Origin of the sequence: Acinetobacter sp. YH12219 (assembly GCF_013417875.1) — a bacterium.
In the GTDB taxonomy this organism is placed as follows: domain Bacteria; phylum Pseudomonadota; class Gammaproteobacteria; order Pseudomonadales; family Moraxellaceae; genus Acinetobacter; species Acinetobacter amyesii.
Window position 1 is genome coordinate 93887 of the sequence record NZ_VPDC01000001.1, and the last position, 14089, is coordinate 107975.

A 14089-nucleotide genomic window follows, 5' to 3' on the forward strand; every position below is an offset into this window, starting at 1 on the left:
CGAATTGTTATAGATTTAACATTACAGCTTTTTAAAATACTTGCTTTAAAAAGCAGTCATGTTAAATATTAAAATCTTTATTCAATGAAGGGAGTCTTGTTATCACGAGGAAAATCAGGGAATAGCGTGTAAATCATATCAGGATTCTTTTGAAGACCCGCACCATCAATGTATTTCCACTCCTTACTTTCAATTGGACGTACTGCAAGCATGAAGGAAAGATCACCTGTCATTTTTCGACCATTCATAGAAATCGTGACTTGTTTAGGTACGGCACAAAACTCATTTCTACCAATGATATAACTTTGTTTTGGAGGATGAGTGTCAACTTGAGAGACATATATTTTATTTTGTTTAAAGGAGTTTGCAGCAAGTTCTAATATGGCATTATATTTATCTTTACCACCTGCATAATTGATAATAGATGAATCTGTTTTTTCGGTGATTAATGCATAATTACCCTTATTCAAGGCTGTGCCGATATCTTTAATTTCTTTGGCAATGATTTTTTCATAATCATCTTTACACTGCGTTGAATTCGCAAAAGCAGTTGTAGAGGTTAAAATTACGCCTGCAAAAAATATTCTAGTAATTAATAAAGTATAAGGTTTAATCAACATTAAAGAGTTACTCTGTATTTGAATTTGTCTGTCAATGAAGCATTTAGACATAAGCTGGAACTGTTAAAACTAAAAACGAATGCGTATATTATTTATTTTGATCAAGATAATTATTCGACACCTTCACATAATTTTGTGCTGAATAGGGCAAGAACGCTTTTTCTTTATCCGTCAGTGGTCGAACTTTCTTAACGGGACTACCGACATATAAATAACCACTTTCCAAAACCTTATTTGGTGGAACAAGTGAACCAGCGCCTATCATCACATCATCTTCAACAATTACATCATCTAAAATAATCGTACCTATACCGATTAAAACACGATTACCAATGGTACAACCGTGTAATTTCACGTGATGACCAATCGTCACATCTTCACCAATAATCAGTGGAGAACCTTCAGGCTTATCGGCTTTTTTATGACTCACATGCAACATTGAGTGATCTTGCACATTAGAATTTTTACCAATACGAATGTGGTTTACATCACCACGAATCACAGCAAATGGCCATATCGAGACATTTTCAGCCAATACAACATCGCCAATTACAACGGACATTTCATCAATATAACAAGAGTCATCAATGTGTGGAGCTGTGTCTAAATAAGGGCGAATGTTTTGGCTCATAGGAAAGTCATCTACAGGTTTTTAGGCAGTATAAAATAAAAAAGCACCTAGACCGAAATCTAGATGCTTTCACTTTAGTCTTAATATCGAGTTTTCATCAAATTTAGAATAAGTTACTAAAGAATTGTTTGATGTGATCAATCATTTTTGCAAAGAAACCAGCTTCTTCGACATTTTGTAGAGCGACAAGTGGTTTTTCAGCAATGACTTTGCCATTAAGCGTTGCAACGTATTTACCAACCACTTGACCTTGTTTTAAAGGAGCAGTCAATTTAGGTTGAACAACCAATTGAGTTTTAATGGCGTTCGCTTCGCCTTTAGGCATCGTCACGTTAAAGTTTTCAGCTAGACCTACTTGAACTTCATTGTCTTTACCGTACCAAACTTTTGCTTTTGCAAGCACTTGTTTAGCAGGTTGAACTTTTACAGTTTCAAAGTTTGCATAACCCCAAGCTAAAATTTCACGTGTTTGAGATGCACGTTCGTTCATGCTTGGCGCACCAAAGATCACTGAAATTAAACGTAAAGGACCACGTTTAGCTGAAGTCGTTAAGCAGTAGCCAGCTTCTTCAGTATGACCAGTTTTTAAACCATCTACACTTGGGTCAGTATAAAGCAGGGCATTACGGTTGCCTTGCTTAATGCCATTGAACGTAAATTCTTTTTCAGAGTAGATCGGATAGTATTTTGAACTGTCATGAATGATATGTTGCGCAAGAGTCGCCATATCTTTGGCAGTCGAGAAATGACCTTCAGCTGGCATACCTGTCGCATTGATGAATTGAGTATTCACCATGCCAATACGTTTCGCTTCTTGGTTCATCATGTGGGCAAAGGTGCCTTCATTGCCAGCAATATGTTCTGCCATAGCTTTAGAAGCGTCATTACCCGACTGAATGATAATGCCACGTAACATTTCTAATGCAGTTGCAGTACCGTTGAGCGGAACGTACATACATGACTCAGTGCTGCTGCCGCGACACCAAGCCGACTCATTCATACGTACTTTTTCATTTTCAGTTAGTTCACCGCTTAATAACTTTTGCTCAATGATGTAACTGGTCATCATTTTTGTCATTGAAGCAGGAGCTAATTTTTCGTTTTCATTTTTAGAAGCAAGGATTTGCCCTGTCTCATAGTCCATCAGCACATAAGATTTATTATTTAATTCAGGTGGTGCAGAAAGGACAGTTGCCGCGAATGAAAAACTAGGTGCAAGTAGTAATGCGGCAAGGGCGGTTTTTCGGGTCATTCTGGGTGGTTCCAATAACTTAGGTATAAGCACAAAGAGCCTAGCATTTTAGGACAAAGCTAGGCGGACTGCTATGGGGTGCAAGCGCTTATTTTAAAAGTATTGTAACCAATTGGTATTATTTGCTGTAAGCAGTCAATTCTTTGCAAATCGCACCATTTTTCTTATCGCCAGCTTTCTTCGCATCAGACTGCGCTTCTTTTAAAGCGTCTTTAAAACTTTTTTGTTTGCTGAGTTGCTGTAAAGCATTTACTGGGTTCTTTTCATTCGGCATATATTCTTTAGCTAATTTTGCATAACCCGCTTCAAACTTTGGTTGATCTTTGTCATTCACCAGTTTTGGGCAGACTTCAGATAGTACATAGATAGCTGCAAGTTCTTGAGTAGTCACTTGAGGTGTAGGGGTAACTTCAATTTTTTCATCTGCGGCATGTGCAGACAAGGTAGTGAAAGCAAAAGCAGAAAGACTAAGGGCACAAAGAGATTTTACAAAGGAGTTTTTCATTTAAATAACCTGTTAAATAACCTAAAAGATATCAAATAGCTAAAATTTATTTGCTTAGCTTAATCGTATTTCTGGTAGAGATCAGTAGAAAATTGTATTGAAGCTGTTTAAAAATCAATACATTGTGAAAGAAAAAAGGATGAGGCTATAAGGCTTCATCCTTTTTTTGGCAGGTTTGATGCAATAAGGACTAACCTATTGAGAGGGCGTCCAAATCTGAATGATCAATTAACCTTCATAATTTAAAACGTCATCACAAACTGATTTTTGTTCAGCTTTATCAGTTTCTTTAGCAGCTTGACGTGCTTCTTCAAGAACTGATTTATATTCGCTGTCAGACTGTAGTTTTTCTAAAGTCATTGATTTATCAGAATAATCAGCAAGATATGTTTTAGTGAGTGCTTGAATGTTGGCATCAAATTTTGCATTTTGACCAATAATCGCAGGGCATACTTCTAACATGACTTGTGCAGATGCAATGTCTTCTTTTACGATGGTATTGGCTTCTTCTTGAGTGAAGTCATTGTCTGCGACCACAGTTTGAGTCATGCAAGCTGCTAGAGCAAAGCCCAATAAACCACGAAGTGCTACGGTTTTATTCATTTTGTACACACACATTTATGCTGGATGTTGAAGTGTAAATATATATAATTATTCATATATTTCAATAAAATGTTCTTGCGAGTCATTTTTAATTTTTTAGTAATGGAAATTTAGTTGTGAATATATTAATTGCCAATGATGATGGCGTTTTTGCTCCCGGTATCCAAGCTTTAGCACATGCATTGCGTCCTCTCGGTCGTGTGGTGATTGTTGCACCTGAAAGTGAACGCAGTGGTTTTTCAAGTGCACTGACTTTAGATCGACCATTACGACCTGTCGAAATTGCACCAAATATGTGGGCGGTAAATGGCACACCTGCGGACTGTGTGTATTTATCAATGAATGGTCTGTTCGATTTTGAATTTGATTTGGTGGTGAGTGGGATCAATAGCGGCGCAAATCTGGGTGATGATGTGCTGTATTCAGGGACGGTCGGTGCCGCATTTGAAGGTCGTCTAATGAAACAACCTGCGCTAGCCGTGTCTTTGGCTGGGCCGAATGTGCGTAGTTATAACAACCCTGAAGATTATGCCGTAGCTGCACAATGGGTGCATGACTTTATTGCCAATGGCTTACCTGCGCTACCTGCACGACATATTTTTAATATCAATATTCCAGATGTCGCTGAACTTCAAGGCACTAAAGTGACCTATCAAGGGCGACGTTTACAGTCCAAACCGATTACCAGTCATGTAGACCCGCGTGGTCGTCAAGTCTATTGGATTGGCTTGGCAGGTGAGGCTGTGGCAGAGCCTAAAAAAGGCTTAACCGATATCGAGTCAGATTTCTTTGCCGTGGCAAATGGTTATGTCAGTGTAACGCCTATACAAATGGATGCTACAAACTATGAGATTTTGAATAACTTACACGCAGAGTTATCTAAAATTTAAGTATTAGTGTTATAACTTTGTGAAAATGGTTATGCCGCAACTTTTTTAGAGTGGATTTTTGCTAATCTTAGCCCATTCATAATGACTATATTTGAATTATTAGTGAGGAAGATGATGTCCCTGGTGTCACAATATCGCGTTATTACCGCTCCTGCAGCATTATTTAAGACCCTTGTTTTATCTGCTGCTGTGGTTACAACTTTGGTCATGACTGGCTGTGCGTCAAAACCACAAATTAATAATGCGACCCGTTATGCGACTGCTCCGGATTATTATACAGTTCGTTCGGGAGATACTTTAAGTGGCATTGCAGCTCGCTATGGCTTGAGCTATGTCAGCATCGCAGAAATGAACGATATTGCCCAGCCTTATCGCATCTATGTTGGACAATCCATTCGCCTTAAAAATAGTGGCTCTCGTCGTACGACGTCTACACAAGCCATGACTCAAGCGGCACCAATTCAACGCCAAACGATTGCAATGCCAACGCAAACAGCGCCCGTGACTCAAGCTTCAACCACTCCATCGACAGTGACGCGAACTACAGTTCCAACGCCTGTGGTCAGTTCTTCAAGTTTACGTTGGGTGAGTCCAGTATCGCGTCCTACGGTATTACAAGGCTATAATTTAGCATCAAATGTGAAAGGAACACGTTACGCAGGTAATACAGGTGATCCTATTTTTGCAGCAGCTGATGGTCAAGTGGTCTATGCCGCCGATGGTCTTAAAGAGTACGGCAATTTAATTTTGGTCAAGCATATTAATGGCTATATCACCGCATATGCACATAACAGTAAAATGAATGTCAAAAGTGGCGATACTGTGAAAGCAGGGCAGCAAATTGGTGAGATGGGTTCATCAGGTACCAACCGCACGATGCTTGAGTTCCAAGTGCGTTTAGATGGTAAACCAATCAATCCAACTGCAGTTTTACCAAATAATTAAATATATAATGCAAAAGCAAAATATCCCCGTATAATACAATGAGTTGCTTTTATCGAAAGATGAAGCTTCTCATAAGTTTATGAGGGAAATTTATGTTAGATCAACTTCGAGCAATGGGTGTCTTTGCTTGCGTTGTGGAAAAAAATTCGTTTAGCGGTGCTGCTCGTGAGTTAGGTATTACCACGAGTGCCGTGAGTCAGCAAATCCGCTCACTAGAGCAGGATATGGAAGTCATTCTTTTACATCGTTCAACACGTAAGTTAAGTTTGACAGAAGCTGGACAAGCTTTTTTTCATAGTTGCCAAGAGATGCTATCTGCCGCAGAGCGCGGCAAAATTCGTATCAATGAACTTCGTGACGACTTAGTCGGTGAATTACGTATTGCATCGACACCAGAAATTTGTGCGAATCATGTGATTCCTGCATTGTCACATTGGATGTCGGCACATCGCGGTTTATCCGTTCATCTAGAAGCAGATAATCAATATATCGACTTAATTGATGGCCGCATTGATATTGCGCTACGCATGAGTTCAAAAATTGATGATCAACAGTTTCATGTGGTGCCATTGGCACATGTTGAACAAGTTCTCGTTGCAGCACCAAGCTATATCAACCAAACCAGTTTAATTACACGACCAGAAGATTTACAAAATCATGATATGGTTCAAATAAATTTGGTTAAAAACTTTCAGCATTTTGCATTTGAAAATGCAGTGACTAAAGAGCAGGTTGCATTGGATGTGCACTCCCGATTTACAACAAATAATGTATTTGCTGCAAAAGCAATGTGTCAACAAGGACATGGCATTGCAAGAATATTATATCTAGATACGCAAAAAGACTTATTAAACGGTTCTCTTGTTGAAGTTTTACCAGAATGGCGTTTACCATCATTTACTCTATATGCGGTGATGTCTAAACGTGATCAACAGCCTACTAAAATTCATCGTTGCCTAGATGCATTAAAATTGTATTTCAGTCAATTACCAGGCGGACGTGTATACCAAGAAGCCTCATAAAAACAAAAAAGGTTTAAAAAGATATAAAAAAAGCCGCAATCAGCGGCTTTTTTTACTTTCGGCACAAATTACGCTAGAAAGTTTTTCACCATTTTAACAATGCGTTCAATCAAGATATCCGCTTGTTTTTTATTGATGTTCAGCGTAGGTAATAAACGAATCACAGAGCCTGCTGTTACGTTAATAATCAAGTGATGCTCATCACGTGCAATATTCACAAGTTCGCCACATGCTTTTGGTAATTCAATGCCGACCATTAAACCAAAACCACGAACAGTTACGTTTTGCTCTGCAAGTTGCTCTGTGAATTGCTCAACAAGATACGCACCCATATTTGCAGCATTTTCAACAAGGTTTTCCTTTTGAATGGTATCAATCACGGTATAAACCACACGTGAACCTAATGCAGTACCGCTATAAGTTGAACCGTGGTTACCCGCTGTTAAAACCCCAACACCACGACCTTGAGTCATGACTGCGCCGATAGGGAAGCCATTGCCTAGACCTTTTGCTGTAGTTAGCACGTCAGGAATAATATTGGTATGTTGATATGCAAAGTATTTACCAGTACGGCCGTTACCTGTTTGCACTTCATCAAGCATCATTAACCAGTTGTGTTGGTTACAGATACGACGAATATCTTCTAAATAGCTAAAACCTTGAGGTGCAGTATTTACACCACCTTCACCTTGGATCGGCTCAACCAAAATCGCTACGATGTCAGGGTGGTGAATTGCAGCTTCTTCAATTGCTTCGATATCACCAAAAGGTACACGAATAAAACCTTCAACCAATGGGCCAAAGCCTTCTTGAACTTTTTTGTTGCCTGTCGCAGATAACGTTGCCATGGTACGACCATGGAATGAATGATCAGCAACAATAATTTTAGGGCTTGCAACACCTTGCATATGACCAAATTTACGTGCAATTTTGATTGCACCTTCATTTGATTCTGCACCACTATTTGAGAAGAAAACTTCTTCCATACCCGCAACTTCAGCTAATTTTTGCGCAGCAGCCGTTTGCCAAGGCACTTCAAATAAGTTACTGGTATGAATGAGGGTCGCTGCCTGTTCAGCAATTGCAGCTGTAATTGCAGGATGTGAGTGACCTAAACCACAAACAGCTATCCCTGTCAGTGCGTCTAAGTATTCTGTGCCATCTGCGGTATACAGGTGAGCACCTTGACCTCGGACAAAGCTGATCGGTTGGCGGCCAAATACTGGCATCAAGTGCGATGGTTGATCAGTTTGTACTGGGGCAAGGGTAATGTTATTCATGACTAACTCTAATTTGTCAGGTGATTGAAATAATATAGAGGAGACGCCATATATATATGAGCATCAAGAGGTCTATATAAGCAAAATATGACTCACTTGAAAAGCTGAAATGTAAATAAAACGTGAAATATTGCTTTAGTCATATTGTTTTACTCAGTTTTGGGTATAATGCGAAGCAGATTTATTGAGGATATATCAATGACTGAACAAGCACGCGATACAGAAGCGTTAATTCGTGACCAAATTGCTAAACACGCAGTTCTACTTTACATGAAAGGCACTCCACAGTTTCCACAGTGTGGTTTCTCTGCGCGTGCAGTAGAAGCGCTCAGTCAAATTGGTCGTCCGTTTGCTTATGTAAATATTCTTGAAAATCAAGATATTCGCGCAACTCTTCCACAAATTGCAAACTGGCCGACTTTCCCACAATTATGGATCAATGGTGAGTTGATCGGTGGTAGCGACATTATGCTTGATATGTTCCAAAAAGGTGAATTACAACCTTTAGTTGAACAATATAGCCCAGCTCCTGAAGCTTAATTGGATGTGTATTTGATGATTTTGATCATTGGATACAGATAAAAATAGCGCCTTTAAGGCGCTTTTTTTATGACTCATTTATCAAAAAAGTCGTGGTTTATGCGTTTTTCCACCATCCCCATACGCATTTAAAGCACAAAGGGTGGTGGAAAAATCAACAAATGAATAAACTCATCGAAGATTTATGACGGATTGTCTTCAGTCGGACTTTCTTCAACACGTTGCTCGTTTTCAGCAGTCCCATTTTTAGCAGTACTGTCTTGAGCTTCAGACTTCTTTGCCTTTTTATCTTTGTCCTTTTTTGACTTCTTCTTTTTTTTCTTTTTCTTTGGCTCTTCTTCCTCAAACTCAGCACCATCTTCAATCGCTTGCCAGTATTCAAGTTGCTCCATGACAGCAGCGTAGATTGAGCCTTTGCTATAACGACCTTTTTTATCAAGAGTGCCTACTGGACGCGCCATCAAAATTTCTAGAGCTTGGTCAATGGTATCTATGGCGTGAATATGGAATTGACCTTGTTGCACAGCTTCAATCACATCTTTGCGTAACATTAAGTGCTGCATATTTTGGCGTGGAATAATCACACCTTGCTTGCCTGTTAGCCCTTGTAATTTACATGCATCATAGAAGCCTTCAATCTTGGCATTTACACCACCAATCGGTTGAACTTGACCCAATTGGTTCATTGAGCCAGTGATTGCCCATGATTGATCGATCGGTAATTGGCTAATAGCGGAAATCAGAGCTGAAAGCTCTGCAACAGTTGCGCTGTCGCCATCTACTTGGCCATAGCTTTGCTCAAAGGCAAGGGCAGCAGAAAAATGTAAAATTTGTTCACGACCAAAGTGTGCCTTTAAGAAACTCGACATCAGCAGGACGCCTTTGGCATGTAAAGAACCACCAAGTTCTACACTACGCTCGATATCTAAAATATCGCCGCCGCCTTGATAAACCGAAGCCGTTAAGCGTGACGGTAAACCAAATTCAACATCTGCATATTGAATCACAGAGAGGGCGTTGATCTGCCCGAATCGATGACCTTTGGTTTCGATTAACTGTGTACCGCGACTGAGATCTTGCCAATACAATTCACGTAAGTAGCCTAGACGGTATTTACGATGATCAAGAGCGGTGTTGATATGTGTTTCTGTCACCATTTTATCGCCAGCGAGGGCTGCATGATGATGTGCTTCACGAATCAAATCACCTAAGGTGAGGGCATGTAATGACAAAGAGCTTTGATCTTCAGCTTGACGACTTGAATCAGTTAACAGTGCTGCGAGAGCCGTACGGTCAAACGGCAGAAGTTTATCTGTTTGCACATAGTCAGCAATCAGCTGCATATATGCCTGCTCATTAATGTCATTACGTTGTAATGTATCGGTAAAATCGGCACGAATTTTAAAGACACTGCCAAGTTCAGGTTCGAGTTCTAAAATATCGTAATAAATATCAGGTTCAGCAAGCAGGATCACTTTGATATTTAAATCAATGGCTTCTGGCTCAATCGAAATACTGCCTGTTAGCGTGAGCATGTGTTCAAGTGAAGACAGCTTTAAATGTCCTGATTTTAATGCACGTTTTAGACCTTGCCATGCATAAGGCTGTTCTAAAAGTTGTTCAGCTTCCAAGATGAGGAATCCACCATTGGCCTTATGTAATGCACCGGGACGGATTAAGGTAAAGTCTGTGGTGATGGTACCGTTTTGAGTTAGTTGTTCAACATGACCTAACAAATTGTAATGGGTAGGGAAATCTTCAAAAATGACGGGCGCACCAGCATTAGGTTTGTGTGTGGCAATGATGTTTGCTTGGTAGCGAGATGGCACGCGGTTAAATTGGCCGGGTGTAAAGTCATCTTCTTCTTGCTCAAGCACAAACTCAACATTTTGAATGATGTCATCTGCATATTGCTTCAGATAATCTTCCAAGCCTTCAACCATGCTGAATTTATTTTGAATTAGATCAATACGCGGCATGACGACTTGTTTAGCAATTTCACGGTTTAAAACCTGAACTTTATCGCGTGCGTCATCTTCAAGATCACCAAGATGTAGACCAAGGCGTTCAAGTTTTTTATCCATATAACGGACGTTTGACGCAATTTCAGCTCGTTGTTTACTGCTTAGTGCATTGATGTCTTCTTTGGACATTTCTTGGTATTTGTTATCGACCAAATGCACGGGAACGAAACAATGATCATCATCCTGAGAAATCAGTTTAAGATCGAGCTCTTCACCTTCTCGGGTTAATTCAACTAAAGCAAGATGTTGTTCATCACCAGCATGTTGGCGAATCATTTCAATGCGATTGTGATAGGTTTCTGCGGTGAAGCGACGTTCAAGCTGTTTTAATATAGTTTGCCAACTTTGATGTAATAACGTTTGGAATTTTGTCGCTTGACCAGAAGGAAGTTTCAGCGCAATCGGTTCACGCGGAAACTTGAAATTATTGACATACACCCAGTCTGAAGGCGTTGGCATATTTTTAGCGTGTTGTTGTAATAAGCGCTTAATCATGGTGCGCTTACCTAAGCCTGCGGTACCTACAGCAAAAATGTTATAGCCTGAATAGGGTAATGCAATGCCAGCCTCGACCGAAGCTCGGGCACGATCTTGTCCTAAAAAGTCATTAAGTGGTTTGATCCGCTTGGTAGACGTTGGTATTTTTTTGAGTTCAGGTGTATGCGTCAGCTGAAGCGGCTGCAACTGGGTTTTAGTTAAAGTATTCTGTATTTCGGGTTGATCAAAAGCGCTCTTTAGTGTCGTTACTGTTTCTGCTAAGTTTTTTGTGTTGGTTTCATTAATGGTGGTTGATAAAGAAGAGTGAATTTGTTCAAGTCGCTGGGTCACTGTTGAATCCAAAAAACTAAAGAATAGAGATATGTAATTAAGGTATACAGGTTTAATGCCAAAGATCAAGCAACAGCATGCGAAATATCGATAAAATAAAACAATGATTTCATAAATGTTGTTGAAACCGTTGTCATTAAGCGCTTGAATAGCAACATTCGATTTTGACAAAAATAACTGAGTCATGACAACACAAGCTTCAGGATGGAAATCTGCTTTTACTGCATTTTTAGACCGACGTGCGCTGATTATGCTTTTTCTTGGCTTTTCGGCCGGTATTCCAATTTTACTGATCTTTTCCAGTTTATCGCTTTGGTTAGGTGAAGCAGGAATTGATAAAAGTGCAGTAACTTTTTTTAGTTGGGCTGCACTTGGCTATTCGTTTAAGTTTGTTTGGGCACCCTTAATTGATGAGTTGCCTGTACCATTTTTAACCAAACAACTCGGACGTCGCCGTGCATGGTTGTTGATCGCTCAGGTTCTCATTATCTGTGCAATTTGTATCATGGCATTTTCAGACCCAGCTTTAGGGCAAAGCTATATTTACCAAATGGCTGCTGGAGCCGTATTACTTGGTTTTTCTGCCGCAACGCAAGACATTGTGATTGATGCGTATCGTATTGAGTTGGCAGAAACTGAAATGCAGACCGTTTTAGCTTCGACCTATAATGCAGGTTATCGTATCGGCATGATCGTGGCAGGTGCAGGGGCGTTATTTTTGGCTGCATATTTAGGCACGGCCAAAGGTAACTATATTTATGAAGCTTGGAAATATACTTACCTTGCAATGGCTGCTGTGATGGTTATCGGTATTATCACAACTTTATCGATACGTGAGCCGCAAGTTGACCGTGTACAAAAGCATTATAAACGGACCGACTATTATCGTTTAGTCGCTGTATTCTTTGCTGCGGTGGTTGCCTTTGTCTTGAGTTATATCTATTCAGGTGTAGCGGTTGAAAGCTTGAAAGAGCAGTGGCAAATTTCAGACTCATTCGCCTTGTTCTGTTTAGAGGCTGTACGCTTTATTGGTTCAGCTGTGGTTGCTTTTGGTGTCGGTTCTGTTTTAGTGAAATCGGGTGCTGTAAATAAGCAGATGGCATTTGAAACTTGGGTTAATCCAGTTGCAGATTTCTTTAAGCGTTATGGTCTAAAACTGGCTTTAGTGTTGTTGTTACTTATTGGTTTTTACCGTATTTCCGATATTATCGCCGGCGTCATTTCTAATGTGTTTTATCAAGATTTAAACTTCACCAAAGAGCAGATTGCCGAAGCTGTAAAAGTCTATGGTGTGATATTTAGCTTGGTTGGTGGCTTCCTTGGCGGTTTGCTAGCGCAGCGCATGAACATTATGAAATTGATGTTTGTTGGTGCGATTTTAGCAAGTTCAACAAACTTGATTTTTATCGGTCTGGTCAAATCAGGTCAGCCATTGAGTGATGTCACTGTCAATGTAGCAGGGCAGCAATATACAGCGACGCCGGATGATACGGGTGCTTGGGCAGTTCAAATTCCAAAAGCAATCTTGGCTGCAGATCAAAATATTAAAGTCAGTGCGGATTATCAGTCTAAGAATCAACATCCAATACAGGTGAGTTTGCCGTATCTGAATAATGCTTTTGCAAACTCAGCAATGATGTTGTTGCCAGTGACTTCAGATAACACGATTTCAGCTCAAGAGACTGCAAATAGTATCGTGGTCCGTGGACAATACTTGGCAGGCGAGTTAAAAGAAAATCAAAAAATTCAAATTATTTTGGATGCTAAACCATTCGACGCGAAGCTTGATAAAACCGGTGTTTTTAGTGCTGCAATTCCAGGGCAAGCGCTCGAAACAGCAAAGCAAAAAACATTAACGGCTCAACTGCTAGAAAATGATGTAGTGAAAAAGAGTGTCGATTTAACATATCAAGTGAATACATCAGCCAATATGGCGGGTGTACTTGGTGTTGATATTCAACCGATTAATTTGGCAAGTGCTGAACAGAATGTGGACATCAAAGGAAAGGTCATTAAGCCTTATAGTTCGCTGTGGTTATATTTCGCGATTATTGTTGATAATTTGGCGTCAGGACTTGCAGGCGCGGCGTTTATCGCATTTTTATCGAGTTTAACCAGTGTTTCTTTCACAGCTGTTCAATATGCTATCTTCAGTTCATTAATGACCTTAACCCCTAAAATTTTAGGCGGTTATTCTGGTACGATTGTGACCAATATCGGTTATCCGAAATTTTTCTTGATGACAACTCTAATTGGTATTCCGATTTTAATTTTAGTGGTTTGGGTCGCCAAACTATTGAGAGAACATGAACAGAAATCCAGTTCATAATTCAATTTAACTTAAAAAAAGCCTATTCAGTTTGAGTGGGCTTTTTTATTCTAAGCTGTTAAATAGCCTAAGCAAATTTATGATTTAAGGCGAGGATATTTGAAATAAGTGGGTATATGCGTTCTAGACTTAAATTGAACTTTGTATGTTAAATCCCTATAGTATTCAAACATAATGATAGATTTAGGAAACTCGATTATGCGCATGCTGCATACCATGTTACGTGTAGGCAATTTAGAGCGTTCATTGGCGTTCTATACTGAAGTACTCGGTATGACTTTGCTTCGTAAGCGTGATTATGAAGAAGGTCGTTTTACTTTGGCATTTGTGGGCTATGGTGATGAAGAAAATCATACTGTACTCGAGTTAACGCATAACTGGGATACAGATAGTTATGAGTTGGGAAATGCGTATGGCCATATTGCTATTGCAGTAGATGATGCCTACAAGGCTTGTGAAGAAATTAAAGCACGTGGCGGAAACGTGGTACGTGAAGCAGGACCAATGAAAGGTGGTGTGACCGTCATTGCCTTTGTTGAAGATCCCGATGGCTATAAAATTGAGTTGATCCAACAAGACTCAAATGCACGAAATAATTAATGTGCAATCATTAATATAAA

At 39.8% G+C, this 14089-nt stretch carries 13 protein-coding genes; 6 read left to right on the forward strand and 7 right to left on the reverse strand.

Going from position 1 to position 14089, the window contains the following annotated elements:
- Positions 1 to 77: 77 nt before the first annotated feature.
- From FTV04_RS00435 to FTV04_RS00455, 5 genes are all read right to left on the reverse strand, one after another.
- Positions 78 to 620, reverse strand: coding sequence for a hypothetical protein (locus tag FTV04_RS00435; protein WP_078191840.1), 543 nt, complete (start codon positions 618 to 620; stop codon positions 78 to 80).
- A gap of 88 nt (positions 621 to 708) precedes the next feature.
- Positions 709 to 1251 (reverse strand): gamma carbonic anhydrase family protein, encoded by a 543-nt coding sequence (locus tag FTV04_RS00440; protein ID WP_180088101.1) that lies wholly within the window; start codon positions 1249 to 1251, stop codon positions 709 to 711.
- A gap of 103 nt (positions 1252 to 1354) precedes the next feature.
- Positions 1355 to 2503: a D-alanyl-D-alanine carboxypeptidase PBP5/6 gene (gene dacC / locus FTV04_RS00445; RefSeq protein WP_078191838.1), complete on the reverse strand. Its 1149-nt coding sequence runs from the start codon at positions 2501 to 2503 to the stop codon at positions 1355 to 1357.
- Between the two features lie 118 nt (positions 2504 to 2621).
- Positions 2622 to 3008 (reverse strand): MCR_0457 family protein, encoded by a 387-nt coding sequence (locus FTV04_RS00450; protein ID WP_180088102.1) that lies wholly within the window; start codon positions 3006 to 3008, stop codon positions 2622 to 2624.
- A 228-nt stretch (positions 3009 to 3236) separates the two neighbouring features.
- Positions 3237 to 3611: an MCR_0457 family protein gene (locus FTV04_RS00455; RefSeq protein WP_168377836.1), complete on the reverse strand. Its 375-nt coding sequence runs from the start codon at positions 3609 to 3611 to the stop codon at positions 3237 to 3239.
- A 116-nt stretch (positions 3612 to 3727) separates the two neighbouring features.
- Between FTV04_RS00455 and surE the strand changes: the two genes are divergently transcribed.
- The 3 genes from surE (at position 3728) to FTV04_RS00470 (ending at position 6468) form a co-directional block, all read left to right on the forward strand.
- Positions 3728 to 4501 carry a 5'/3'-nucleotidase SurE gene (gene surE, locus FTV04_RS00460; protein ID WP_111884223.1) on the forward strand — a complete coding sequence of 258 codons (774 nt, stop codon included), beginning with the start codon at positions 3728 to 3730 and terminating at the stop codon, positions 4499 to 4501.
- Between the two features lie 114 nt (positions 4502 to 4615).
- Positions 4616 to 5446, forward strand: coding sequence for a peptidoglycan DD-metalloendopeptidase family protein (locus FTV04_RS00465; RefSeq protein WP_180010411.1), 831 nt, complete (start codon positions 4616 to 4618; stop codon positions 5444 to 5446).
- 92 nt (positions 5447 to 5538) lie between these two features.
- A complete protein-coding gene (locus tag FTV04_RS00470) occupies positions 5539 to 6468 on the forward strand; it encodes a LysR family transcriptional regulator (protein WP_180004878.1) in 930 nt (309 codons plus the stop codon).
- Positions 6469 to 6536: 68 nt separating this feature from the next.
- Here FTV04_RS00470 and FTV04_RS00475 read toward each other — a convergent pair whose 3' ends face one another.
- Positions 6537 to 7748 carry an aspartate aminotransferase family protein gene (locus FTV04_RS00475; RefSeq protein ID WP_180022917.1) on the reverse strand — a complete coding sequence of 404 codons (1212 nt, stop codon included), beginning with the start codon at positions 7746 to 7748 and terminating at the stop codon, positions 6537 to 6539.
- Positions 7749 to 7946: 198 nt separating this feature from the next.
- Here FTV04_RS00475 and grxD point away from each other — a divergent pair, with 198 nt between their 5' ends.
- A complete protein-coding gene (grxD, locus tag FTV04_RS00480) occupies positions 7947 to 8288 on the forward strand; it encodes a Grx4 family monothiol glutaredoxin (RefSeq protein WP_067762767.1) in 342 nt (113 codons plus the stop codon).
- A 182-nt stretch (positions 8289 to 8470) separates the two neighbouring features.
- On the opposite strand, the gene FTV04_RS00485 is transcribed toward grxD, so the two are convergent.
- Entirely contained in the window at positions 8471 to 11119 is a 2649-nt protein-coding gene (locus FTV04_RS00485) for a Lon protease family protein (protein ID WP_373688105.1), read from the reverse strand.
- A 205-nt stretch (positions 11120 to 11324) separates the two neighbouring features.
- Here FTV04_RS00485 and FTV04_RS00490 point away from each other — a divergent pair, with 205 nt between their 5' ends.
- Complete coding sequence (locus tag FTV04_RS00490; RefSeq protein WP_180088105.1) at positions 11325 to 13469, forward strand: MFS transporter; 2145 nt, start codon at positions 11325 to 11327, stop codon at positions 13467 to 13469.
- A 198-nt stretch (positions 13470 to 13667) separates the two neighbouring features.
- Complete coding sequence (gene gloA, locus FTV04_RS00495) at positions 13668 to 14069, forward strand: lactoylglutathione lyase (RefSeq protein WP_078190168.1); 402 nt, start codon at positions 13668 to 13670, stop codon at positions 14067 to 14069.
- Positions 14070 to 14089: the final 20 nt, after the last annotated feature.